This window comes from Tautonia marina, from assembly GCF_009177065.1.
GTDB lineage: Bacteria > Planctomycetota > Planctomycetia > Isosphaerales > Isosphaeraceae > Tautonia > Tautonia marina.
The window spans coordinates 195,262-219,616 of the sequence record NZ_WEZF01000006.1 but is presented as its reverse complement, the minus strand read 5'-3'; the positions used below and the strand labels follow the sequence as shown (position 1 = coordinate 219,616).

The following is a 24,355-nucleotide window of genomic DNA, read 5'->3' as shown; positions in this document are numbered from 1 at the left end:
TCGTTTCTCTATACCACTGCCTCTCGCGAAGGTCCAGAGAATCCGTCCGGTTTCCCCATTCGTGTTCTTCTCGATCTCCCGAAAATCGAGGAACGTTCGAACGCAAAGGCAGACGAACCCAACTTGCCCAGCCTTCTTGTCTTGCATTCCTTGTGCCATCGATCAGATCGCGGAGGATGCCAACCGACGACTCTGTCCGTAGCATTCACGTTCCATCGGACATCCACGGCATTCGAATCGCTCGAAAACCCCAACGCGTTTCATTTCCGAGCGGATTCGAAGCGTGAGAAACCCACGTGGAGACCAGAAGTCTTGCGCCACCCAAGGGCTGCCTTCGGATCGAGCACCGCAGCCGTGATGGATCGCAGCAGCTGGCGGTCTCCTCATGAGCCCGGAACGAGAACGGGAGCCAGGGCTCGGTGCTCGGGAAGCTGACCTGGGTGACGCTTTCCGAACACCGTTGCGTCCAGGGCCGATTCAGTCGCGATCCGGAATGACTCGCAGGGAGTTGAAGGATTTCCCTTCGAGCGCTTCGAGGAACGCACCGCCGCCGGTGGAAACGTGCGAGACCTTGTCGGCGAGGCCAAACTGTTCCACGGCCTCGGCCGTTTCGCCTCCTCCGACGGCGGTGACCGCGGGTGACGCGGCCATGGCCTCGGCAACGGCGATGGTCCCTTTGCGGAACGGCTCGTCCTCGAACTTGCCCATCGGGCCGTTCCAGACGACCGTTCCGGCGTTTCGAATGATCTCGGCGTAGGCTTCGGCGGTCTTGGGTCCGATGTCGATCCCGATCTGACCTTCGGGAAGATCCGAGCCCTCGATGACGGTCGTTTTGGCTTCGTTGGGATCGAGCGAGGTCGTCACCAGGTGGTCCTGCGGCAGGACAATCTTGTCGCCGCCGAGTTTCAAGAGGTGCTGGGCAACGTCGAGACGATCCTCCTCGCAACGGCTCATGCCGATGGAGTGCCCCTGGGCCTTGAGGAACGTGTAAGTCATCGCGCCGCCGATGAGCAGCTTGTCGACCTTCTTGAGCAGGCTCTCGATCACGCCGATCTTATCGGAAACCTTGGCCCCTCCCATCACGGCGATCATCGGGGGCTTCGGCTGGCCGAGAAGCTGGTCGAGGATCTGCAGTTCCTTCTCCACCAGGAGGCCGATGGCCCGCTGGTCGCTCGGGAATTGCTCGGGGACGGCGAGCATCGACGCCTCGTCGCGGTGGCAGGTGCCGAAGGCGTCGTTCACGTAGCAATCGGCCAGGCCGGCAAGTTGCTTGGCGAACTCGGGGTCCCCTTTCTTCTCCCCTTTGTTAAAGCGGACGTTCTCCAGGACCACGATCTCGCCGGGCTTCAGGGCGGCGCACTTGGCCTGGGCGTCGGGGCCGACCGTATCGTCGGCCTTCTGCACGGGGCGGCCGATCAACTCCTGAAGCCGGGCGGCGACCTTGTCCATCCGGAAGGCGGCGTCGGCCTCCGGGTCCCCCTTGGGACGGCCCAGGTGGCTGACGAGAATCAGCGAGCCTCCCTGGTCGAGAATGTGCGTGAGGGTCGGCAGGGCCGATCGGATCCGGCGATCGTCGGAGACCTCGCCGTCCTTCGTCTGGGGGACATTGAAATCGACCCGGACCAGCGCCTTCTTGCCCTTGAAATCCAGGTCCTTGATCGTTTGCTTGGCCAAGGTGGGTGTCCTTTAATGACTCTCGGTGTGGGATCAAGGTTGTCGGGCCGATCGATCCCGTTCGAATCGGGTCGGGACCTCGGCGCGTCGAGATCGTGTTCGGAATCGACATGAGACAACGCCCGGCCCCCCTTTACCAGGGATCGGCCGGGCGTCGTCGCGAGGAAACGTGGTGGCGAGAAGAACTCGATCGGCTCGGCTCAGAGAGCGGCCATCTTCGAGATCAGCTCGGCGGTCCGGCAGGAATAGCCCCACTCGTTATCGTACCAGGCGCAGGTCTTGAGCAGGTTCCCCTGCATGACCTGGGTCCAGTCGGGCACGAAGATGCAGGAGTGAGGGTCGGTGATCACGTCGCTGGAGACGATCGGATCGGTGACGTAGGAGATGATTCCCTTGAACGGGGCCTTCGATGCGGCCTCCTTCAGGGCATTGTTCACCTCATCGGCGGTCACATCGCGCTTCATGACCGTGGTCAGGTCAACGATGCTGCCGGTCGGCACCGGAACGCGGAGGGAGATGCCGGTCAGCTTCCCCTTGAGTTCGGGGATCACTTCGCCCACGGCCTTGGCGGCACCGGTGGTCGTCGGGATCGTGTTGATCGCGGCGGCTCGGGCGCGGTAGGGATCGCTGTGGATCTGGTCGGCCACCCGCTGGTCGTTGGTGTAGGCGTGGACGGTCGTCATCAGGCCCTTTTCGATGCCGAAGGTGTCGTTGAGCACCTTGGCGAGCGGGGCGAGGCAGTTGGTCGTGCAGGATGCGTTCGAGATAATCCGGTGGTCGGCCTTGAGCTGTTCGTCATTGACGCCGAGCACGACGGTCAGGTCGAGGGGGTCCTTCGCCGGGGCGCTGAGGACGACCCGATCGGCTCCGGCGTCGATGTGCTTCTGCAAGCCGGCCCGGTTGGTGAAGAAACCGGTCGACTCCAGGGCGATCTGGCAGTTGAGCGATTTCCAGGGCAGGTTGGCCGGATCCTTTTCCGCCAGGATCGGGATTTCCTTGCCATTGACGATGATGGCCTTCTCCGCGGCCTCGACCGTGCCGTTGAACCGGCCGTGGACGCTATCGTACTTCAGCAGGCTCGCCAGCTTCTTGGCGTCGGACAGGTCATTGATCGCGACGATCTCGAAGTCGTTGGGCCGCTCCGCCATGACGCGGAAGACCAGACGGCCGATCCGACCGAAACCGTTAATACCAACACGAACAGCCATGGAGAAAATCCCCGAGTCGTTAAGGAAACTGTCAAATAAGAGTGCAAATCGTGGGGGCGAAGATCGCAAGTGGTCATTTCGTAAGCGACTTCGACGGTATGGCGCGGATTATAGAAATTCGGGTTTCGGCCTGTCAATCCAAGCCGCGACACCGGGCCGTCCTTCCTCCCGAGCCTCGCAACACGCAACCCAGTAAAACGACTGATCGGAGCGACGCCCAGTCGCCGGGCCTCGCTCCGATCGCTTGATCTCTCAACGGAAGCGTGAGACGCACTCAAGTCAGTGCGACTTGAACCAGGACCGCTTGGGAGCCGGGGGCACGTAGTAGATCTGCACCGGGGTCGCCTGCGGCACCGCGACGGCTTGCGAGACGATCGGGGCAACGTAGGTCACCGACTGCGGTTGCACAGAGAAATACTGAACCTGAGTCTGAGATTTCCCCTGCAACTGCCCCGACGCCTGAGGCGAGGGAGTCGACCGGGACGAATCACCTTCGATCACCGTGATCTGAATCGAGGGGGAATCGCCTCGCTCGGGGGGGGCGTGCTGCTGAACCTGGACCATCGATTTCGCCACACTCCCGTAGCTCGGTACCGCAACCAGTGCTTGTTGCGTTGGGACGTGGAGCACGCTGACCTGAGCCGGTTGCGTCGGCAAGGCGTACAGGATCGAGGGGGAGGCCGCGGGCTGCGCAACGGGAACCGCGATCAACTGCCCTTTTTTTCGAAAGAGATCACCGGCGTTGGCAGATTGCTCAATGAGCCCGGGTGTCAGGAGGACGACCCCGAGCAAGGTCAGGCACCGGACACTGATCGAGGACAACCTCATGGTCGTTCGCTCCGTTGACAAAGAATGACCCAATCCGTGTTCAGGTCGGAAGGCGTTTCGAGCGCGTCGAGCCAACCGATTCGAGCTTCGGGGACTCGATGGGGAGACTGTGTCAGTTCCAGGGGAAGCACCACCGGGAGTGACGGTCGGGAACACCCACCCGGATCGGCCGATCCGTCGTCGGAACCGCGATGATCGGAGGAACCGTGACCACCGGAGGTTGAACGATGACGGGAGGGTACCCAGGATCGATCACACCGGAGTGTTCGGCCAAGATCCGCTCAACCTCGTGATCGACCGCCTCAAGAAACTCCGGGGGAAGGGATTCCACGGTTCGACCGATACGGTGTGCCGCATGCTCTCGGAAAAATTTGCGGAGTGTGGTACGTCGCGTGGGCAGGTCGATCCCGGCGACGATAAGCCCCTGATCGACGGCTCTGGCCAGTCTCGCCAGTCGCTGAAACTGTTCCGGGGCCAGTTCAAACGGCTCGACGCTCGGCGGTTCCTCGGGTTCGGAAGGCTCGTCGGGCTCGGAAGGCTCGTCGGGAGTGATGGGGGTCGTCGTCTCTGGACGAAGCGCCAGCGGAATGCCCCGAGCGATCACTTCCGCCATGGCCCGGATTTGCTTCTGGGCCGAAATGGGGATGGACGCCTCGGCATCACGACGCTGAAGACTCTCCTCGAGCAGGGCCATTCCAAACTGTTCGAGCCGGTCGATCCGATCCTTGATCGCAGGCCATTCTCCCGAGATCTTCCACTCGGCGTTTTTTCGTCTGAGAAGCTCGGCAATTCCATCAAGCTCGTCTTGAAGCAAGAGGTCATCGGCAGGGTCGGCATCATTCGTTGGGTTCAGGTTCCCTCCGGCGATCCCCGACGCGAGCGCGACGACATAGTCCCGTTCCGCCTCAACCAGATCACGCGGATCGTCTGAGGGAGAGATTGCTCTGGCGGCCATCTCAATCGCCTCTTGCTCAAACGTCTTCCGCAGTGTTGCTGGATCGAGATTTGATGCCTTGAGTTGCGCGAAGCGATCCGCAAGCACCTCCGCGAGGATTGGCTGAAACGGACGCAGACGAACGGGGATGGACGAATCGTCGATCAGCAACGGCCCCTGGTCCGTTCCTGGAGCATCAGAATGCTCATCTTCCACAACGATCGAGACAAGCCGCCCGGCATCCTCTTTCAACGAGTCGGGAAGGAGCAGAAGTTGGTCGTCAGACAGACCGGTGTTCATCACGTTGTTGATGAGTTGATACGCTTCGATCAACAACCGTCCCCGCAAGGTGTCGGCGGCAATGTCGGGGTCCGCTGCCTTCAGTTCGTCGTGAACTCCCTGGAGCGTGCGGTGGATCAGATCGAACTGCTCCGGAGCAAGCGAAACCTCCTCCGGATCGACCGCGCGCTCTTGCCCCTGAGCCGCAACTTGCCCCATCGAGGCCGGCGCAACCAGACATACCAGGACGATCCAGAAGGAGGTCGGGCCGAGTCGATTCACGGGGTTCCCCCTCCCGTTCGAAATGCAATGCCCCTCACCTCACCAGGTGAGGTTAGCTAGCCGCTCCACTGGCTCAGGGAATCGGGCTCAAGGAGCGGCTCTTGTGAGCCAAACCACGCAAGTATAGCAGCCAAATTGAGCCGATGCGAATTCAAGCCGCGTGAGATCGTTTGGCCGATCCGAGCGGTCCTGGTGGAACAGGACCGCCTCCGGCGGAACCGGAGACAGGCACCGAGACGACTCGGAGCCGGTCCCCCAGTGCCTGAGCGGTCGATCACCCGCGCAAATCCCTCGATTGCGCGTTGCGCACGACAATTCCGTACGTTCCGAGTCCTGAGCGAAGGCGGTGCCGTAGATGAAGGCGATACGCCCCTGGGGCCAGATCGCATTCGATCAGGGCGTTGAGGCCGCTTGGACTGCTGCCGTGGTGGTCGTCCGCCACGACCTGCTGCCGGGCATCTCGCAGGGTGAGAACCCAGTATTCCTCCCGACTTCCCGCCGGCGTGAAGGTTTCCATGACGTAACGGCCCGGCGTTGCGATCTTGAAGCCGTAGGGAATTTCCGCCCCTCGGATCGGTAGGGTTCCGGTCAGGGGTTTGCCCAGTTGCAGCGGCAAATAGCCGGTCGGTTCGACAGGAACCGAGGGGGGAGGTTGCGTTGAGTCTTTCGGGTACAGCGAGGCGATGTAGCGCCGGTCGCACTCAGACAGTTCGTAGTTGAGCTGCGTCGCGGTGACAGGGCCTCCGGCGATAATCGAGGCCGGGAAAGCGTAGAGCATGATCGATTTCGGATCGAACTGCGTGGCGTTGTGCAGCAGCTCGATCCGGGTCGGTTCAATGACCTGTTCACGGACGGTGCGCTGGTCCCAGCGATGATGCTGCCAGAAATAGTCGTAGACCTCGGGAACCTTGAAGGTCAGCCCCCCCCGGGGGTTCTGATGCTCGTGGATCAGGCCAAGGGCATGGCCGAACTCGTGCAGGACGAGCCGTTTGACCTCGTTTGGGTTCGCCAGGACGTCGTCGGTGAAGCCGAGCGTCATCGACGGCAAGCGCCGATCAATCAACAACGCTCCGGTCCCGATGTATGACTGAAAGATCCGGGTCGCCGGCATCGTGATCCGGATGTGAGCATCGACGAACCGATCCGGACTGAGGAAGTTGAACTTCAGATTCGCCGCGGCTTCCCAATCCCGAACGTGCGTTTTGACCAGCGAGTGGATCGTCGGGTGACCGTCGAGGAACACGACGTTCAATTGCAAAGGCCCCCGCTTGGGGCGATCCCAGAGGGTGCTGGTGAGGGCTCCGGCGCGGAGTTGTCCGTGTGCGCTCATTTGTTCGAGCGGATGCTCCGCGGTGCAAGGCACCGGGAGCATGCCATTGAGGAGGTCGACCATGGTGCTTGATTCCAAATGGGGAGACCAACGGAGCAAACCAAAGGCAGTCGAGGACGTAGAGACCTCGTTCTTTAGAAATCATCTGAGAAATGGCCGGCCTTAGTCACAAAATCCAAAAATCTTGACCTCCCATGCATCGATTCCGATTGAAACCCGAGGGGAACGGACGGCACGAACGAAATGCCTTCTCTTGCCGGAGCGATGGCCGAATCTCGGCACGCATCGCTCCGTTGTCGCGGGCACCTTTTCCTGGATCAACGCTTCCACCAGGGGCGTTTGGGCGCGTGAGGTCCGGGTGTGGAATGCGGGGGATGTCCGTGACCCGATTCCGACTGAGGCGAGGGAATCGCCGTCGGGTAGGCAGGGGACGCGGGAATCATGCTGGGCGGGGCCTCAGTTTGAACCGGCACGGTCATCATGGGAACCGTCGAGGACGCGGGAAGCGACATGGCGGGAACCAGGGTCATTGTTCCGGCAGATTGCTGCGGTGGTTCGGAACGAGGCAACCGGACCCGAGGGTGACCATGCCGTTCCAGGGCTTCGCCGAGCCGTGAGAAACCTTTACCGAGTGTGCCGATCATGGAATTGACCAGATCGGGATTCTGAAGCAAGAGCGCCACCGCCGTCGTTCCAACGACCGATTGCTGCGGAGCAACGGCCAACCCCGACATCGGAGCGGCGGTCATGAGAGTCGCCCCAGGGTTGGGTGTCGAGTAACTATACGAAATCTCAGGAGGCGCCGCGGCAGGTCCTTGCGGAGAGGGAACACCCTGATTCGGAACCGAAGGTTGAGGCACCGCGAACAGATTCGGAGCCGCCTGAGGTTGCCCCCCCACCACCGCATAGTTGATCGTCGGGGCCGCCTGAGGTCCCTGCACAATCGTGATCTCGGGAGGAGGCATCTGCCCGAGCATGATTCGAGGGGCCTGCGGCTGGATGTAGATTGACGGCGATTGCTGCTGCACGATCACCGGAGGCCCGGATTCCTGCATGACCACCGGAGACATGGCCGGAGGAGCCGCATGCCCCACCGGGATCATTCCCGAGGTGGGCGGTTGCGGCTTGGTCGGAGGCGGGGGGGCCTGAACCGGCTGCTGGGGAGATGCCACCGGGACGGCCACGTACGACCCCCGATCCCGGTGAAGCAAGCCCGATTGACTCACCGACGGATCGGTCCTGGGGGTCGCATACCCCCCTCCCGTCAGGCCAAGAGACCCGATCCAGGCAGCCACCTGGGCCGAGTCGGTTGGACCGGCGAGCGATCCAAGCCGCACCAGGGCCCCATCCCGACTCCCGTAGGCAAGCAAGGTCGGATATTGCTCGACTCCGAGTCGTGCGACCCGGTCGGCGAACAGTTCGACGGGCATCTCGGCGAACATGGCACTCTGACCGATCGAACTGTGGAGCAGGTCTCTGGCCATGCCGTCACGCAGGCCAACCGAGGCGGGAACGGCTCGGGAGGTGATGACCACCACGGTCGGCCGTCCGGAACGGATCGTCTCGTTCAGCGCCTGGGCGCAGTCCACGAACCCGGCCGCGGAGGCTCCCGAACCTTGAGCGATAACCGGCGAGGCCGGGATCAACAGCGAGACGATCATCAGGCCGATCGCCCCGAGAACCATCGAGTGCCTGGTCGACGTGATCATCGAATCCCCCTGCCCTGCTCCGGTGTCGCGGAGATCTGGTCGATGTGAGGTGTGTCACCCCTCGAAATCGCACTCTGGCGATCCGACGAAGCAACGGATCGGAAGCCTTCGGCAATCGTTCGAAACTGTTCGGCCAGCGCCGAGCGGGCCGGTGGAGCGAGTGTTGCGGCCATTGTTTCGGCCCGAGCGAGATCGATTCCCCGGCGGCCGAACTCGGCCAGCACAGCGGCGCTGATCGGCTCGAAGACCTGGGAATTCCAGCGCTGTCTGGTTTCCAGGTCCTCCGGCAAGACGGCATCGAGCCGGAGGGCGATTTCTCGGAACGCCTCAGCCGCCGAGGCGTAGAGTTCCATTCGACCGGCCACCCCATCGAAGACTCCGGCCACGCGATCGGCCCGCTCAGGCCCCTCCGAGACCTCTCGAAGCGCCGCCGAGGCGATGGTGGCGATTGTCGAGCCCGACGCCTCGGAAGGTGCCACTGCCGTCGCTTCCGACCGCATCGGCGCGGCCGATTGCACGTCGACGGCCACGAACGACGGGCGAGAGATGGCAGTGCCCGAGGCGACCACCAGGGCAAAGCGATACCGCCCCGGCGACTCAGGAACGAAGGTGTAGACATACCCATCCTCGATTTCCAGGGCGACGGGAGGCCCCTCGACCTGGAGCCATCGATAGCCGATCTCTCCCCTCGGCGTGCTTCGAATGCCATTGAGGGTCACTTGCCGACCGACCAGGGCCAGTTGATCGTCGCCGGCATCGGCGACAAGGTCCTGAGGAACAGCGTCTCTGCCTTCCCATTGAATCGGCACGTGGAGGGTGACCAGATCCACGGCTTCCGCGTTGCGCACAACCAGCACGAAAGCCATTGATCCCGTGGCTCTCGGCACGATCAAGGACGGTGTACTTGAGGTCGGATCATCCAGCTCGGCGGTCGGTCCCCAGGTCTGCAGCCATCGGAATTGCAGTCCATGCCCCGAGGAACCGTCTCCTCGAAGCCGGATCCGAAGTCCTGGAGCGACCACTCCTTCCACCTCGGCCCGCGCCGTCACGCCGGGAGAAGCCGCATCCTCCCGAATTGGATCGATCACCTCGGCAGGCAGCGACGCAGGAACCTGCTCATCTCCGATCGAATCGCTTGCGGTCCCCGCTCGGCCCGATCCCGAATCGGCCAGGCAAAGAACAAGCACCAGCAGGCCAAGGACCGGACACGCCCCGATTGGTCGTCTCATTGGCCCCTCTCCCATCGCCTAAGAGTGCCGATTCTGCCGGCGGAACAATCACTTTTAAGTTCGAATCGACGAACCGGACTGCTAACTTGAGCAGCATCGTTGTTCCGAGAGAAATTCGTCTGAAGGGAATCTTCCGAGCGACCGATCGAACTGGACCCGATGGCCGAGGCATTCCGCGGCGCGAGGGGGTCGTTTGCTTGTCGGGGGGATGAGATGCCCCTTAGAATGGAGACAACTCAACACAGGACAATCCATTCGGTTTTGACGTCAGTTTCAGGAAGGACATCGTCGATGGACGAGGGGACGCAACGACCATCGGGCATCGGCCTCCGGACGCAACCGATGCAGCACGGCCATCGACCCGCCGCGGCGGAACAGGTGCCGGCGACCCTGGTTCCGGAAGCCGGGTGGCATTTCCTGCATCTGTTCTACCGGATCGACCGCGAGGCTCTGGCTCGCCTGAGCCCCGAAGCCAGGGAACAGGGCCGAGCTCAGGTCCTGGCGGCGCTCTCGACCGACTCCGCTCCGGGAATCGAGCAGTGCCAGTGCTTCGTGACTCCTGGTCACAAGAGCGATTTTGGCGTCATGATGGCCGGCCCCGACCTCCGGGCCATCCACGGTGTGCAGACCGCCCTTCAGGCTTCGGCCATCGGGCCGGCCCTGGTTCCGAGCTATTCGTTTTATTCGATCACGGAAGTCTCCGAGTACGTTCCCGACGCGGAGCAATACGGCGCGATTCTCCGGGATCGCGAAGGCATGGACCCCGAAAGCCCGGCATACAAGGCCAAGGTCAATGCCTACACCAACCGGCTCGAACCGATGAACCGCCAGCGGCTCTACCCGGAGTTCCCCGACTGGCCCTGCTTCTGCTTCTACCCCATGAGCAAAATGCGCCAGGGTGAGCAGAACTGGTACCTGCTTCCGTTCGAGCCGCGCTCACAGATGATGGCCGAACACGGCCGAAGCGGCATGAAGTTCGCGGGAAAAGTCACCCAGGTCATCACCGCCTCAACCGGTCTTGATGACTGGGAATGGGGGGTGACGCTTTGGGCTCGCAATCCGGCGTACCTCAAAGACATCGTTTACACCATGCGGTTCGACGAGAGCTCGGCGCGATACGCCCTGTTCGGTGCTTTCTACTTCGGCTTCATTGCTCCACCAGCGGAGCTGCTTGAGGCCGTCTGCCTCTGACGCTCCCGGCATCGCACCATGTCGTGCCCCGGTCCAGGCCTTTTTTTCTGGTCGCCATCACACGTCGGGCTCACCGAAATGCAGACTCGGGAGGCATTTGGCTCGATGGCGTCGCTGTCCCGATCGGTCGTCCGATCAGGCGAGGACGCAAACCCTCATTGATTCGTTCCCATCCTGGCCGGATGGCTCCGTGGTGATTCCTTTTTGCGAGTCACCCGCTACCCGGTTCGCAACGCGCGAGGCTCATCATGGATCAAGACGAACTGACCCCGTGCTACCAGGCCCTGAGCTTAATGGAAGCCAAATTCATCGCCGACCAGCTCAATGCCGAAGGCATCAAGGCGGTGTCTGACGGTCAAGACATGCAAGACTTTCTCGGCGCCTGGGAAGGCAATCCCCGGGTCTATGTCCGCAAGGTGGACCTGCCTCGGGCGGAAAAGTGGCTCGTCGAGTACGAGGAGCACCGGAAGCGCCATGCCGACGAAGAACTGAAGCGCCAGCAAGGCTCCGCCTGACCGGAGCGATCGAGCCATCGAACGTGTCGCCGCGGATCGCTTGCGAGGCTTCGATGGCTCGATCGAACCTGGTTCAATTCTTCAAGACCGTTGAAGCTGATTGATCTTGTTGTAGAGCGTCTTCAGGCTCACCCCCAGTTCTTTGCTGGCGGCGGGCTTGTTCCCCTTATGCTTTTCCAAGACGACCTGGATGTAGTGAAGCTCCAGATCCCGAAGGGTCGGAGTCCCTTCCGGAATGGCAATGTGCGGGCCTCCGCTGGACGCGGGAGTTGCCACAAGTGAAGGCGAGGGGGATCGCCGGCTCATTCCCTGCGTTGGCAGGTGTTCGGCGTGAATCGTCCCCCCTCTGGCGAGGATCGTGGCGCGTTCGATCGCGTTGGCCAGTTCTCGAACGTTCCCCGGCCAGTCGTGGGCAAGCAACGCCTCGATCGCATCGTCGGCCAGTTCCGGAATCGGGCCATGACGACGCCCAGCGTACCGTTTGAGCATGTGCTGGGCCAGCAGCGGGATGTCTTCCTTGCGTTCGCGTAAGGGAGGGGAGTAGATCTCAAAGGTGTTGATGCGGAAGAAAAGGTCTTCACGAAATTGATCTTCGGCGACCATCTCGCGCAGATCCCGGTTCGTGGCGCAGAGGACCCGCACATCGGCGCGGAACGGCTCATTCTCGCCCACTCGTCGGATCTCACCCGATTCGAGGAAGCGAAGCAGTTTGACCTGAAGTCCCTTGCTCAACTCTCCCACTTCGTCGAGGAACAGAGTCCCTCCGTTGGCGACCTCGAAGAGCCCCTTGCGGTTCGTCTCGGCTCCGGTGAAGGCCCCTTTGCGGTGGCCGAACAGCTCGCTCTCGATCAAGTTCTCGGGCAAGGCCCCGCAATTGACCGGCACGAAGGCCTGATCGGCCCGGAGGCTCCGCTCGTGCATGGTCCGGGCAATCAGGTCCTTGCCGGTCCCGGTCTCTCCCAGGATCAAGACCGTGGCCTCGGTCGGCGCCACGGTGTCAATCAAGTGCATCACGTCCTGCATCACCGGCGTCTCGCCGACGAGCATCGGCGTGCCCCCTTCGGCGGCCTTCAGGCGCGTCTCCAAGGCGGCGGCCTTGTTGGTCAAGGATCGCCGTTCGGCAATCCGGTTGAGGACCACCTCCAGTTCGGCCCATTTGCAGGGCTTGGTCAGGTAGTCGAACGCCCCTAGTCGAAGGGCCTGAACGGCCGTATCGACCGTGGCGTGACCGGTCATCAGGATGACCTGCGTCTCAGGGCTGAGCTGGCGAAATTTTTCGAGAACCTCGATCCCGGTCAGGCCCGGCATCTGGATATCGAGCAAGGCCGCATCGAACCGGCCTCGTTCCAGGGCTCGAATCGCCGCCTGACCATCGGGGCAAGTCGTCACGTCATGACCGAGCCGCGGCAGTTCTCGCTCCATCAAGTCGCGCAGATAGTCCTCATCATCGGCGAAGAGGATTCGCAGGCCGCCATGTTGCGTTTTCTCCATGATCGAGTCTCCTCCTTGAGCGGTCTCCGGCGCCGTCGCCGACGCGTGTCGATCGGGGTCGATCGGACCGGAGGGACGAATCCGACCGGTCCGACCGAGGTCTCCTGGTCTAGTTGCTCGGGTCGTGCTTCCTCTCAGACGGGTCAGGAATCGGTTGAAGCACGAACAGGTTCATTTCAGACTGAGCCCGAGTGCGGAATGCTTCGGGATACTCATCTCCGACTAATCGGTAACAGAGCATCACAAACGGCTCATCCCGCTCGTTCGTTCCCTGAGTCATAATCCCCTTGGCGGTTTGCCCCACCGAGACGGAGGGTCCACCGGTCGATTCCATGTCGATCCGGTGCGGCTTGGCATCAAGGTCGAGGGTGTACGAGCAGGAATAAAGCTCGTTCTCATCGGCATCGAGCACCACGATCATCTCCTGCGTGATGCGAACCACATGAGATTCGAGACGCTCCTGAGGAAGCGGTTTCCCGTCGTTCTCTCCTGAAAGAATCTTGTAAAACCCGACATACGTTTTGGGTAACGACGGGTCCTGGACCGACTTGGCTTCCAGCGTCCGATCATCGTCGGCCCAAGACAGGGCCGGGGAAAGGGCCAGGAACAGGACAGTCCCGAGGCTCGAAAGCATTCGCATGGCTGTTTATCCTTGAATCGGAAGATCGGGGGACGCTTGCGCAGTGTCGTCCCCTGTCGCCATGCCAGTCTTGCAAAGCGGGTGCCGACCGCGAGAGGGCTCGGTCACGCCCCGATCTCGCCGTGGGGCCTGAACCTGAGTCGGAAGCCGGACGAGGAAGGTCGATCCGCATCCCTCTCCCGGACTCATGGCCATGATCTCGCCGTGGTGTTGATTGATAATGCGATGAGAAATCGACAGGCCAAGGCCCGTTCCCTTTCCGGCTTTGCGCCGGGTGAAGAACGGCTCGAAGATGTTTTCGAGGACCTCCGGAGCCATGCCACACCCCTCGTCTCGGAAGGTGAGCTCGGCCCGGCCTCCGCTGACCCGGGCATCAATCCGCAGGGTTCCTCCCGCGTCCATGCTGTCGAGCGCGTTGACGACGAGATTGAGGATCACCTGCTTGATTTCTTGGGGATCAACGAACGCGACCACGGCTTCTCGGGGCTGGAAGATGATGGTCTTGTCGCGGTATTTCCCCATGTGACGCATCATCTCGACGACGCCATCGATCAGCTCGACGAGATTCGTTCGCTGGCTTTGAATCTCGCCGCAGCGGGAGAAGTCGAGCAGTTTCTCGGTGATCCGCTTACAGCGGAAGGCTTCTTCCTGGATCATCCGCAGGTAGTCACGCACGACCCGAGAGTCTCCGGTTCCCTCGGGATCGGTGGTCCGGAGCACGGGTTCGAGGCGTCCTTCGAGCGCTTCGGCACAGAAGGCAATCGAGGCCAGCGGGTTGTTAATCTCATGAGCGACACCGGCGGCGAGGAACCCGACCCCTGCCAACCGCTCGGAGCGGACTAGTTGTCGGCTCCGCTCGGAGACCTGTTGTTCAAGGTCGGCATACGTCGCGCCGAGCCGGGTGGTCATGTCGTTGAAGGCCTCGGCCAGGGCTTGCATCTCATCCCCGGTCTGAAGCTCGATCTGATAGTCGAACGACCCTCGGGCCACATGGCGGACCCCTCGATGCAGGAGCCGGATCGGCGTGAACAGCCAGCGATGAACGAGCTTTGTGAGACCGCAAAGCATTGCCAGCACCGCGAGCGCCACCGTCCAGATCATCACCCGGCTCGACTGGTAATGACGCTTCGAGGCTTCGAGCACCAGGAAGAAGTCGCTGTGCAATTTGTCGGGCAACGCAACGGCCGAGGCGGTCAGCCGATCGAGCCGGGCCCGCGTCAACGCAAAGGGCTCCCAGGGGCCTGCATTGAGCAAGTTCGCTTCGGGATGCCGGGTCAGGTAGATCGAGGTGCGGTCGATCAGGTGGTCGATGGGCACGTCCGGCTGCAGTTGCCGGAGGACTCCCGTCAGATCGTCATCAATCAAAAAGGCCAGGGTAAACTCGTCACGACCGTCGGAACGATTGCCTCGCAAGCTGTTCCGCTCCAGTTCGGAGTAATACCGAAGCAAGGCTTGCCGAGCGGTCTGAAGGCGGTTGAGCAACCGATCGAGTAACTCTCGACGTCTGGCTTCGCGGTCGAGGATGGTGACAAAGGGGCCCGACGTTCGCTCAACCCGATCGTCGATGAGGGAAGCTCCCGAACGATGCGACTCCCCGCGGCTCAGGCCGACAAGCAACAGCCCCGACCATCGCAATGCCCCCGGCTCGGGAGGGTCCTCGGTCGCCGATTCGGACAGGCTGGGGATCGTGCCCTGGTCCGAGAGGAAATGCTCCAGTTCCCGATCGTCAAGATCGAGCTGCATGACCGCCTGAAGCAAGTCCTTCGACGCCCCCAACTCTCGAAGCTGATCGGTGAGCGTCAGATTGCTGCGATGAAAGGCTCGAAGGCCGACGACGGCACCGGTCAACAGTGTCATCATCATGGCAACAACCAGACTCAGGCCGACGATCAGCTTGAGCCGAATCGGCCAGCGGGGCATGGGGCGACCTCCGTGTCGAGCCTGTCGGATGCTCGGTGACCCGAGCACCACTGAGTGTCTGGCAATTCCATGAGCCAGGGGTGCGGAACCCTACCACAAAGCCTCCCGACTGAGAAGGCGGAGCGAGCCGTTTTTTCTCAAGAAGACCGCCGGACCGGTCGACACGGGATCGGATTAACGGAAGGAGTCGATCGCCCCCGTCGTGATCGCAAGAAGCATTGCCGTCGCCAGGACCAATCCCAGCCCCAGGCGAAGCCGTTGCAGTTGCGTCTGGAACCGCTGCTCGACTTCGGGGCGTCCCTCCAACTGCCTTAAGAAATCGATCCGACGCGCAATGCTTCCGTGTCGCCACGAGGCGGCCCGCGGTTCCAGCCCGTTGAGCGTCGCCACGCTGCTCAGCGCCTCGATGAAAATCCCGATTCCGACCGGGCAAAGCGCCTCGGGAACTCGGCCCGACGCCATCGAGGGGTCGGCGTTGACGTCTCGATGAGGGGGGCAATCGGCGAGACCGCACGAGACAACCCGACACCCGAACACATCCGCCTGCCGTTCGAACCATCGCGACAGGAACCCAAAAATCACGAAGAAATACGCCAGAGCAAACCCAAGGGCCACCGCCGCTTGCAAGAGCAACTCGACCCACCGGCTCCGCCCCCAGATCCAGAGGGGAGAGTCGAGGGTCAGGACCTGATCAATCCCGGCGCTGAGCAAGGCCATCACGCCCATCGTGCCGAGAAAAAAGACGCCGAAGTAGGTCAGATGGCGGTGAGCAATGTGCCCCACCTCATGCCCGAAGACCGCTTCAATCTGCCGAGGAGCAAGATTCTCAAGCATCGCGTCTGTGAGCAAGACATAGCGAAACCAGGGTAACGCCCCCGTCACCCCGGCATTCACCAGGGTTCCGCCGGTATCCCAGACGAGGATGTCGGTATAACCGAACCCAAAGCGTTGCGCGAGGTGTTCCAGCCGATCACGGAGGGGACCGGGCGGCAACGGTCGAGACGGCCAGCTCAACCGCACGAAGGCCGGCGAGAGGATCAGAATCAGACCTCCCAGCGCCGCATATAGCCCGAGGTGGACCCAGGCCCCGACCTGAACCATCGATTCAAGCCGCCGATCCACCTCAAGCATCAGGGCAAAGAGGACGGCCACCGGCAAGACCAGGCCAAACGCCTGGCGGGCCTTCATGAGCAGATGACCACCGAGCCGGATCGGTTGCCCGATTCTCACGCGGGCCGCCTTCAACGATCGTTCCGCCGGAAACAGGCCCCACCAGACCGTCAGGATCATGATGGGAAACGGCAGCAGGATGAGGGCCTCCTCGACCAACAGCCAGTCTCGGAGCCTCAACCGATCCGCAACAACCCTCGGCCATTCCGGGACATAAATCAAACCGGCATAGGCCAGCAGCGCGAGCACTTCCAGAATCTGGGCTGATCGCGCCAACTGGTGACGGTTCCGGAAGGTCTGACCCACCTGAGACGCCTTCCGCGCCAACCGTCTTCCGATCACTGCCGAGACAAACCCCAGCATCAAAACCGAGGCCAAGATCATCCCGAGGCTCATCGCAAGACTCGGGTCGGGACGAGTCGGCCCAGCCATGTTCTCAGGGACGATCGGCGACCAGAAGGCCACGAACAAAGCAATCAGGACGAGAAGGGGCATCCTTCGGGACTCTCAACACCGAGGGGACCGAAGGAACAGTCGCAAATCGATCGCGCTGCGGACATCGTGTCTGCCTGTGCCAAGACTCAATGGAGCGTTCGAACAGGAATCATGCGCGAGGCTTCACCCATTCCTCGACGCTCCAGCAACATCCTCGAACGATTCCGCCCCACAACAAGGAGCCCTATTGAACCGAGACGGCCAAGGAGGGCTCCATCTGAGTGCTGAAGAAGGCAAGCCGCTTGAACCCAATCCGATCAGTGCGGCCCGGCCCCCACAATGACCAGTTGAGTGGTCAGCGTTTTCTCTTCACCCTGATCGGTTTCCAGGGGAATCCTCAGAACGACCGAGGTGCGCTTTTCGCTTTCCTCTGAGACGATCGAAGGAACCGTTGCATCCGCTTCGGCCGGCGACAGCAAGAAGACCGAAGGGTGATTCGTCGCGGAGGGGCCGGTGCTGACCGCATTCAGATCGTCCTGAGGAATCGGCTCAAGCTCGATGTCCTCATCGGGGAGCGAAAGGAGGACATAATCTCGAAACTTACTCACCCCCAGGTGGTTCCCATCGACCGGCTGCAATCCGTATCGCATGGTGTAGACACCGGGCAAGATGACCTGATCCTTGTAGTCGCCCGTGTCTTCGGCCAGGCGGACAGCCCCCACGAGTTCACCGACCTGTAGATACGGAAAGATGACCGATCCGGTCGGTTCCGTGATTTCTCCCTGGGTCGGCAACGATTTGCGCAACCAGAGGTCGAGGTACGGTTTCCCCTTGGCATCGAGGACCCGAATTCCTTCGTCGGAGAGCGATTCACGAACAGGGGCAGCCAGGTCTTCGGGAGGTGCCTCGGAAAGGACCTCGGTGGAGTAGGAGTCCTGCGCCGAGGCGGACGGCCCGATCAGAGCCGCTCCAATCGCCGAGGCGACGATGATCGACATCGTACGCATGGGCCTTCGATCCCTTCGATTCAGACAAGTCCGGATGGGCGGGTGAGGACAATCAGGTTGGTCCGAGGCAAATTCCCGGTCGAAGACCCGGCATGACGTGCAGGTCGATCGAGGGAATTCACCCGTAATCGGGCCGTGTTGAGGGATTCCTTGAGTTGCGATCCGAGGGGAAGCCGACCGAGAGATCGAACTCCCCTTGCCGGATCGCTGCTCGTGGAGGATTCATCGTGAGGGTTGTGATTCGATCAGTACGCGAACTGCCCGACGAAACTGCTCCGGGCGTTCGGAGCCGCCCAGGTGCTTCCCAGGCCGGTGCCGCGGAAAGTGTGAGCGACGGTATACGCCGGCTGCACCTCGACCCCTTCGGACAGAGGCTGATAGGCAATCACCTCGTTGCCGCAAATGCAATCGTTGGCATCGAGCGGTCGGGTCGAGATTTCGGCCAGGCCCTCGGCCGCAAACCGCGCCGGGGGTGCCATCGGCATCAGGTGATGCTTGTGGGCAGGTCCCGCGGCTTCCATATGGCAATGCTCATCAATGTCGAGGTCGATCGCCGAAACCTTCACGTCGACCACCTGGCCGAGTCGCGTGCCTCCCAGTCGCTGGGCCATCTTGACCAGAGCGGCGCGCTGCTGGTTGTCGGCCCGCTCATCGACGATCAGGACGGCAAGAGCCTGTTCCGGCCGATCTTCAGAGAAGGTCGTGGTACCTCGGACGGCGGCGGCGACGCTCAAGCCGGAAAGATCGACCCCTTCCCACGAACCTTCCCTGACCTTCCAGGCCATGACGGCTCGATCACCGACGATGAAGACTTCGGCGTTTGAGAAGCAAGGGCCGGTAAAGACGTCGGCAGTCCGGGCTTCGAGATAATCGCCGTGCACCTGAACCGACTCGGAGGCGACGGCGGCAGAACAGATCAGGGCGCCACAGAGTGCGGAGAAGATCGTGCGCATCGGGTGAAACTCCTTGGCTCGGATCGAGTCGAACGGGCAAAGATACATCGAACCGCTCTCCGAGCGGTCGATTATGAAGCGTATCCGGAGGTTGCGTCAAGCAAAGGTCTTGGGTTTCAGCAACAAGCCCTCCGGCCCGGAATCGGGCCGAAGGGCGTCATGATGCTGCTCCGGAAGCCAACTCATCGCGGCGATCAGTTCTCGCCTACGATGACATTCACCAGGCCGGAAGCGACCGGTGTATCACTTTGATAGCTGTTCAGGTTCCGGACGACATCCATCGTGATGAAGGCCAGAAGCATCATCAAAACGGTCGTCACGCCGAGAACGCCGACCCAAAGACCTCCCCAGGGGGGGCCGCCGGCGTCGGTGAGCAGTGCGCTTCCCCCTGCCTTTCGACCGGTCGCGGGAGCGGCGGTCGCGGCCGCAGCAGCGCCCGAAGGCTCAAGCTCCTCGTCCCAGCCGACACCTTCCATCTCCTCGGAGTCGGAGACCTCAGCATCCATTGAGCCGCTCAGGGCGTCCTCGGCGGCAAGCGCCGGCCCGAGGGCGGTGGCGGCACTCTGGTCGACATCCTCCTCATCGAGCGCGAAGACCTCGGAGGCCGAATCACTCTCGTCGAGATCGAAGTCGCTATTGGCGTCGATCTGAATGGTCGCATCCTCGCCGCTATCGAGCGCATCAACCTCGAAGTCGGTATCCTCGAAGATGTCTTTCTGCCCTTGATCGCGGATCGGCAACGCGGTGGCCGAGGGATCGCCAGCGGCTCCTAGACCGGGCATGGCCGTTGCACCGGGATCAGGACGCTCGGCGGCAGGGCGAGAAGCCGGTTTCGAGGCGGCGGGCCGATTCTGCGCCTTCTCCTCCTCCAGAGGTGCCAGCTCGATCGATTCGGCGTCTCCGGACAGGCCACCCACCTGTTGCAGGTTAATGCCCGAATCGCTCGGACGTCCGAGATTGACGCCGGAGGAAGACGGCTCGGCTCCGGTGACGTCCGAATCACTCGGCCGAGGAGCAGCCGACTCGAACTCATCGCTGGCGTCGAGGGCCGTCAGCTCGAAATCACTACCCGATTCGGGCTCCAGGGCGTCGATCACGCTCGAAGGGGTCAGCTCGAAATCGCTATCCTCTTCGTCGGCCACTCGATCCCCCTCAGCTCGGACCTCACCGGATGAACCGACCGGGCTCGGGCGAAGCGTGGTTTCATCACTGGAGCCACCCTCTGCCGCAGCGCCAAACCCACCGGAGTCATCGTCGGCGAAGTCCGCCGCGCCGAACGGCTCGAACGCTTCCTGCGTGTTCTCGTGAACGAGCGTCACGTCGGAATCGCCGGGGGTCAGCGGAGGAACAACATTGATTTCGCCCGAGAGTTGGACATCCGAATCGCTCGCTCCCTTGGGTCCTTCCGGAACCAGGCGAACATCGGAATCGCTCGGCTGCTTGCCGGGAGTGTCCATGCCCAGGATATGGGAGCTGGAACCACCTCCCAACGGCAGCGAGGTGTCATCCAGCAGGATATCCGCGTCCGATCCCGACTCCTGAGACGGGAAGGACTCCATCGACGCCGGACCGAGGTCCGATCGAGCGACGCCGAGTTGGAAGACCGAGTCGTCGGTCACATCCGACTCGTTGGTCTGATCGGCCTGATCGGTGGGGAGTTCGAGATCCGAGAGCGAGAGTTCCGGATCGCTCCCCATCCCTCGTCGTCGTGCCAGTTCGTCAATATCAGAGACTCGAAAACGCCAAGAGCCGCTGTCGAGAAAGGCCCGCACTTCGCGATGCTGGGCCTTCTGCTTCAACTCCTCGGCGTTCATGCCGAGAACGTTTGCGGCCTCTTCCAGGGTGTAAAACTGAGCCATTGGGACGTGCTCCTCGCTTCGCATTCGGCCGGTCGGCCGTTTCGAATCGATTCGGTAGTGGTCGGCGGTGCCGAGATCCGAGGGGAGGAGCGTCGCGTCGGCGGATTCCGGCCGCGAGCCCCTGGAATTATTGCCCGGAATTTCCCCGAGGACGAGGGCCGGCGACCATGGCCTCGACCGCCGCAACCTCCGGGGGAAGGTTGTTGTACTCCGAAAGCTTCAAATCGGACCCGAACTGACGAGCGGCCTCCAGCTTGATCGAACCCCCTTTGAAGCCATCAATCTTGTACACGGCCATCGCTTGACTTCGCGGATCAATCAGAATCAGGCGGGTGCTTCCCTGGTCTGCAGGGGCGGGAATGGTCAGGCTGATCAGTCCATTGGCCGAAGAGGCCGATCCCGTTTCTGCGTGAACACCCCGAGCCGACGAAACTCCCAGGACCCAGGCCACTGCCAGGCCCAGGATCGCCCCGGGAAGGCCGTAGCCCAAGATTCGCCCGATTCTCCGCTTCGGCGTCGTCCCGATCGGTCCCATCGCACACCTCCTTGTCTCGATCCGACCCGATCTCCTGGTTCTGATCCGAACCCTCTGCTCGCCCCTGTTAAAACGAGCGTTCCAGGAGGTCCAGACCCGGGCATGGCCGAGAGCCGACCGTTCGGTGACGGCGTGTCACAACGACGCTTGCGAGACCAGTCTATCACACCGCGAGACGATCCAGAGGATGCGCCACAAGAAGCGCGGCGGCCAGAACCGGCCAATCAGAGCGACGTGTGTCGGTAATGCTCCATGTTCCGATTGTAAGGATCTTGTTCGAGACTGCAAGTCCGCCCCTGATTCCCCTTCCTTCGACGACCCCCACAGAAGGCCCGTTCCCCTGAATTCGAAAAAATTGTTGGAACTTTGCTTGAATCCCCGGTTGTGATTGAGGTACGTTGAACTCGCTCTTTTCCCGAGACCACGCGCGTCTCGCCGCCCGAGCGTGATCGAGGCCAATCCGTTTGGCCCGATTCCCCCGCCGACCCGCCGGGTGGTCCCGCCTCGACGTTCGATAGCAGATTCGGGAGCCATATATGCTGCGACGACACCACCCGGGACGGATTCTGCTGGGGCTTTCGCCTGCCATAGTCGCCGCCCTGGCCCTGATCGGCCCTCAGGTCGCTCGGGCCGAGGAGGCTCCGCCGGCCGATGAGATCGGCTCACCCGCAAGCCTGACCATCGCCCCTGGCGATGTCTTGCTGTCCGGTCGCCGGGCCTCGGCTCAGTTGATCGCCACGGCGACCGACCCCAACGGCGCACTGCGTGACCTGACGCGACTGGTTCAGTGGACCAGCCTCGACCCTGAGATCGCGCTGATTGATGCTCGGGGCCGCGTGACTCCGGTCGGCGATGGTGAGGCCCGGATCGTCGCCTCCGGTGGAAGCGTCGAGGCACAAACAACCGTCCGCGTCGAGCGGATGGCGGAGCCGCACCCGGTCAGCTTCCGTCAGGATGTCATGCCGGCCCTCAGCCAGGCCAGTTGCAATATGGGAGCCTGCCACGGCACCCCGACGGGCAAGGGAGGATTCCGCCTCAGCCTTCGCGGGTATCTGCCTGACGAGGATTACCAGACCCTCAGCCGAGAGATCGCCGGCCGCCGCGTCGATCCGTTCGACCCTGACAACAGCATGCTCCTCCGCAAGCCACTCGGTGAGTTGGCCCACGAGGGTGGCGTCCGCCTGTTCCGAGACACCAAGACCTTCGAGTTCCTGCGAGATTGGATCGCCGAAGGTGTCAAGGACGACCCCGAGAGCGCCAAAGCCGTGGCCCTGGAAATTGTCCCCGGCGACCGCGTCCTGAACGAGCCCGCCCGCTCGCAACAAATCGTCGCCCGGGTTCGTTACGACGACGGCACGGTCCGAGACGTGACCCCGATCTGCTACTACGACTCATCGAACACCGACATCGCCGAGGTCGACCCCTCCGGCTTCGTCAGCTTCAAGAAGCGTGGCGAGGTGGCGGTCATCGCCCACTATCTCGACCTCGTCGCCGTCGTCCGCCTGACCCACCTGATCGAGGTCCCCGGCTTCGCCGAGGTGGAGGTTCCTCAGGATAATCTGGTTGACGCCGCGGTCTTCGCCAAGCTCAACCGCATGCGGATCGCTCCCTCGGAACCCTGCAGCGACGAGGAATTCGTCCGCCGCGTTTACCTCGACACCATCGGCGTCATGCCGACTTCCGAGGAAGCCCGCGCGTTCCTCGAAGATCCCTCGCCCACGCGTTACGAAACGCTGATCGACGATCTGCTCGAACGCCCTGAGTTCAACGAGTTCTGGGCCTTGAAGTTCGCCGACATCCTTCGGTCGAACTCCCGCCTGATCAAGTCGAAGGGAGCCTATGCCTTCCATCGCTGGATCCGCTCGCAACTGGAGCAGAATGCCCCGATCGACCAGTTCGTCCGTGATCTGCTGACGGCCGACGGCTCGACCTTCGACAACCCGCCGGCGAACTACTACCGAATCAGTCGCTCTCCGGAAGAGGCCGTCGAGACCACCGCCCAGCTCTTCCTCGGTGTCCGGATTTCCTGCGCCAAGTGCCACAATCACCCGTTCGAACGCTGGACCCAGGACGATTACTACGGCTTCGCCGCCTTCTTTGCCCGGGTCAAGCAGAAGCCCGGCATGAAGCCCGACGAGGAAATCATCTTCGCGGCCGACGGTGGCGACGTTCGCCAGCCCCGGACCAATCAGGTCATGCCTCCTAAGGCCCTCGGCGGCCCCGTTTACGAGGAAGCGCAGACCTCCGCCGACCGCCAGCTGCGTCTGGCCGAGTGGCTCACGAGCGAGGAAAACGACTTCTTCGCCCGCAGCATGACCAACCGCATCTGGTATCACCTGATGGGCAAGGGGATCGTGGATCCGGTCGATGACTTCCGTGACTCGAATCCTGCATCCAATGTCGAACTGCTCGACGGCCTTGCCGCCGAATTCGCCGACAGCGGGTTCGACCTGCGGCACCTCGCCCGCACCATTCTCAACAGCCGGACCTACCGCCTGAGCGCCCGAAGCAACGAGCTGAACGCCGACGACGAGGTCTATTTCTCGCACGCCGTCACCAAGCTCCTCTCGGCCGAGGTCTTGCTCGACGCCATCTCGACCGTGGCTGATGTGCCGACCGCGTTCAACGGCCTGCCGGCCAACTCCCGGGCCATCTCGATCCCGGATGGTCAGATGGATCACCCGTTCCTCAAGACCTTCGGGCGCCCGGCCCGCGAACTCGCCTGCGAGTGCGAACGCGAGAGCGATTCGAACCTCTCTCAGGCCTTGCAATTAATCGGCGGCTCCACCGTCCACGACAAGCTCCGCGCCGACGGAGGCCGGATGCACCTGCTGGCCGAGTCGGGCAAGTCGGCCAAGGAGATCATCGACGAACTCTACGCCGTTTCCCTCTCTCGATCCCCGACGGAGACGGAGCAGGCCGCGGCCATTGCCCACATCGAGGGGGCCGAGAATCGTCGTCAGGCGATCGAGGACCTCGGCTGGGTCCTGATCAACTCCAAGGAATTCCTCTTCCGTCACTGATCGGAACCCACCCGATCGCTTGAGGATCGGGTGGCCATGCTCCGTTGCTGATTCCTGCTCGGGGGCCGCGATGCAAATGGTGTCGTGGCCCCCGTTGCCATTTCAGAAAGGACCGTTCAAGTCGCCTCTGCCTCCGGTCGATT

The 24,355-nt window shown here is 62.3% G+C and carries 18 protein-coding genes; 3 read left to right on the top strand and 15 right to left on the bottom strand.

Annotated elements, in window-relative coordinates; genetic code table 11:
* Nucleotides 1-477 precede the first annotated feature (477 nt).
* From GA615_RS09690 to GA615_RS09660, 7 genes are all read right to left on the bottom strand, one after another.
* Entirely contained in the window at nucleotides 478-1,674 is a 1,197-nt protein-coding gene (locus GA615_RS09690) for a phosphoglycerate kinase (RefSeq protein ID WP_152051084.1), read from the bottom strand.
* A gap of 200 nt (nucleotides 1,675-1,874) precedes the next feature.
* Entirely contained in the window at nucleotides 1,875-2,882 is a 1,008-nt protein-coding gene (gap, locus tag GA615_RS09685; protein ID WP_152051083.1) for a type I glyceraldehyde-3-phosphate dehydrogenase, read from the bottom strand.
* 279 nt (nucleotides 2,883-3,161) lie between these two features.
* Nucleotides 3,162-3,710 (bottom strand): hypothetical protein, encoded by a 549-nt coding sequence (locus GA615_RS09680; protein ID WP_152051082.1) that lies wholly within the window; start codon nucleotides 3,708-3,710, stop codon nucleotides 3,162-3,164.
* A gap of 112 nt (nucleotides 3,711-3,822) precedes the next feature.
* Nucleotides 3,823-5,205: a hypothetical protein gene (locus GA615_RS27785; RefSeq protein WP_201750151.1), complete on the bottom strand. Its 1,383-nt coding sequence runs from the start codon at nucleotides 5,203-5,205 to the stop codon at nucleotides 3,823-3,825.
* Nucleotides 5,206-5,479: 274 nt separating this feature from the next.
* A complete protein-coding gene (locus GA615_RS09670; RefSeq protein ID WP_161602254.1) occupies nucleotides 5,480-6,535 on the bottom strand; it encodes a hypothetical protein in 1,056 nt (351 codons plus the stop codon).
* 317 nt (nucleotides 6,536-6,852) lie between these two features.
* Complete coding sequence (locus GA615_RS09665) at nucleotides 6,853-8,244, bottom strand: hypothetical protein (protein ID WP_152051080.1); 1,392 nt, start codon at nucleotides 8,242-8,244, stop codon at nucleotides 6,853-6,855.
* Complete coding sequence (locus tag GA615_RS09660; protein WP_152051079.1) at nucleotides 8,241-9,473, bottom strand: hypothetical protein; 1,233 nt, start codon at nucleotides 9,471-9,473, stop codon at nucleotides 8,241-8,243. Before GA615_RS09660 ends, GA615_RS09665 begins: the two co-directional genes overlap by 4 nt.
* A 291-nt stretch (nucleotides 9,474-9,764) precedes the next feature.
* Between GA615_RS09660 and hemQ the strand changes: the two genes are divergently transcribed.
* Nucleotides 9,765-10,664: a hydrogen peroxide-dependent heme synthase gene (gene hemQ / locus GA615_RS09655; RefSeq protein ID WP_152051078.1), complete on the top strand. Its 900-nt coding sequence runs from the start codon at nucleotides 9,765-9,767 to the stop codon at nucleotides 10,662-10,664.
* A 248-nt stretch (nucleotides 10,665-10,912) separates the two neighbouring features.
* Nucleotides 10,913-11,179, top strand: a complete 267-nt coding sequence (locus tag GA615_RS09650) for a putative signal transducing protein (protein ID WP_152051077.1) — start codon at nucleotides 10,913-10,915, stop codon at nucleotides 11,177-11,179.
* A gap of 81 nt (nucleotides 11,180-11,260) precedes the next feature.
* Here the strand turns inward: GA615_RS09650 and GA615_RS09645 are convergent, their stop codons facing one another.
* From GA615_RS09645 to GA615_RS09610, 8 genes are all read right to left on the bottom strand, one after another.
* The gene (locus tag GA615_RS09645; protein ID WP_152051076.1) at nucleotides 11,261-12,670 is read right to left on the bottom strand and encodes a sigma-54-dependent transcriptional regulator; all 1,410 of its coding nucleotides are present in this window, start codon (nucleotides 12,668-12,670) and stop codon (nucleotides 11,261-11,263) included.
* Nucleotides 12,671-12,779: 109 nt separating this feature from the next.
* Nucleotides 12,780-13,310, bottom strand: a complete 531-nt coding sequence (locus GA615_RS09640; RefSeq protein WP_152051075.1) for a hypothetical protein — start codon at nucleotides 13,308-13,310, stop codon at nucleotides 12,780-12,782.
* 6 nt (nucleotides 13,311-13,316) lie between these two features.
* On the bottom strand, nucleotides 13,317-15,230 hold the full coding sequence (locus tag GA615_RS09635; RefSeq protein ID WP_235905276.1) for a sensor histidine kinase: 1,914 nt from the start codon (nucleotides 15,228-15,230) through the stop codon (nucleotides 13,317-13,319).
* A gap of 174 nt (nucleotides 15,231-15,404) precedes the next feature.
* A complete protein-coding gene (locus tag GA615_RS09630; protein ID WP_152051074.1) occupies nucleotides 15,405-16,895 on the bottom strand; it encodes a M48 family metallopeptidase in 1,491 nt (496 codons plus the stop codon).
* 257 nt (nucleotides 16,896-17,152) lie between these two features.
* Entirely contained in the window at nucleotides 17,153-17,842 is a 690-nt protein-coding gene (locus GA615_RS09625) for a hypothetical protein (RefSeq protein ID WP_152051073.1), read from the bottom strand.
* A 245-nt stretch (nucleotides 17,843-18,087) separates the two neighbouring features.
* Nucleotides 18,088-18,843, bottom strand: a complete 756-nt coding sequence (locus tag GA615_RS09620; protein ID WP_235905274.1) for a DUF1326 domain-containing protein — start codon at nucleotides 18,841-18,843, stop codon at nucleotides 18,088-18,090.
* 146 nt (nucleotides 18,844-18,989) lie between these two features.
* Nucleotides 18,990-20,654 carry a DNA-binding protein gene (locus GA615_RS09615; RefSeq protein ID WP_152051071.1) on the bottom strand — a complete coding sequence of 555 codons (1,665 nt, stop codon included), beginning with the start codon at nucleotides 20,652-20,654 and terminating at the stop codon, nucleotides 18,990-18,992.
* A 127-nt stretch (nucleotides 20,655-20,781) separates the two neighbouring features.
* Nucleotides 20,782-21,189, bottom strand: a complete 408-nt coding sequence (locus tag GA615_RS09610; RefSeq protein ID WP_152051070.1) for a hypothetical protein — start codon at nucleotides 21,187-21,189, stop codon at nucleotides 20,782-20,784.
* A 536-nt stretch (nucleotides 21,190-21,725) separates the two neighbouring features.
* Between GA615_RS09610 and GA615_RS09605 the strand changes: the two genes are divergently transcribed.
* Nucleotides 21,726-24,212: a DUF1549 domain-containing protein gene (locus GA615_RS09605; protein ID WP_152051069.1), complete on the top strand. Its 2,487-nt coding sequence runs from the start codon at nucleotides 21,726-21,728 to the stop codon at nucleotides 24,210-24,212.
* Nucleotides 24,213-24,355: the final 143 nt, after the last annotated feature.

Bases quoted from the DNA above. Each gene is read 5' to 3' on its own strand.
- gap (WP_152051083.1), bottom strand. From the start codon at position 2,882: ATGGCTGTTCGTGTTGGTATTAACGGTTTCGGTCGGATCGGCCGTCTG.
- GA615_RS09680 (WP_152051082.1), bottom strand. From the start codon at position 3,710: ATGAGGTTGTCCTCGATCAGTGTCCGGTGCCTGACCTTGCTCGGGGTC.
- GA615_RS09670 (WP_161602254.1), bottom strand. From the start codon at position 6,535: ATGAGCGCACACGGACAACTCCGCGCCGGAGCCCTCACCAGCACCCTC.
- GA615_RS09665 (WP_152051080.1), bottom strand. From the start codon at position 8,244: ATGATCACGTCGACCAGGCACTCGATGGTTCTCGGGGCGATCGGCCTG.
- GA615_RS09660 (WP_152051079.1), bottom strand. From the start codon at position 9,473: ATGAGACGACCAATCGGGGCGTGTCCGGTCCTTGGCCTGCTGGTGCTT.
- hemQ (WP_152051078.1), top strand. From the start codon at position 9,765: ATGGACGAGGGGACGCAACGACCATCGGGCATCGGCCTCCGGACGCAA.
- GA615_RS09650 (WP_152051077.1), top strand. From the start codon at position 10,913: ATGGATCAAGACGAACTGACCCCGTGCTACCAGGCCCTGAGCTTAATG.
- GA615_RS09645 (WP_152051076.1), bottom strand. From the start codon at position 12,670: ATGGAGAAAACGCAACATGGCGGCCTGCGAATCCTCTTCGCCGATGAT.
- GA615_RS09640 (WP_152051075.1), bottom strand. From the start codon at position 13,310: ATGCGAATGCTTTCGAGCCTCGGGACTGTCCTGTTCCTGGCCCTTTCC.
- GA615_RS09635 (WP_235905276.1), bottom strand. From the start codon at position 15,230: ATGCCCCGCTGGCCGATTCGGCTCAAGCTGATCGTCGGCCTGAGTCTG.
- GA615_RS09630 (WP_152051074.1), bottom strand. From the start codon at position 16,895: ATGCCCCTTCTCGTCCTGATTGCTTTGTTCGTGGCCTTCTGGTCGCCG.
- GA615_RS09625 (WP_152051073.1), bottom strand. From the start codon at position 17,842: ATGCGTACGATGTCGATCATCGTCGCCTCGGCGATTGGAGCGGCTCTG.
- GA615_RS09620 (WP_235905274.1), bottom strand. From the start codon at position 18,843: ATGTATCTTTGCCCGTTCGACTCGATCCGAGCCAAGGAGTTTCACCCG.
- GA615_RS09615 (WP_152051071.1), bottom strand. From the start codon at position 20,654: ATGGCTCAGTTTTACACCCTGGAAGAGGCCGCAAACGTTCTCGGCATG.
- GA615_RS09610 (WP_152051070.1), bottom strand. From the start codon at position 21,189: ATGGGACCGATCGGGACGACGCCGAAGCGGAGAATCGGGCGAATCTTG.
- GA615_RS09605 (WP_152051069.1), top strand. From the start codon at position 21,726: ATGCTGCGACGACACCACCCGGGACGGATTCTGCTGGGGCTTTCGCCT.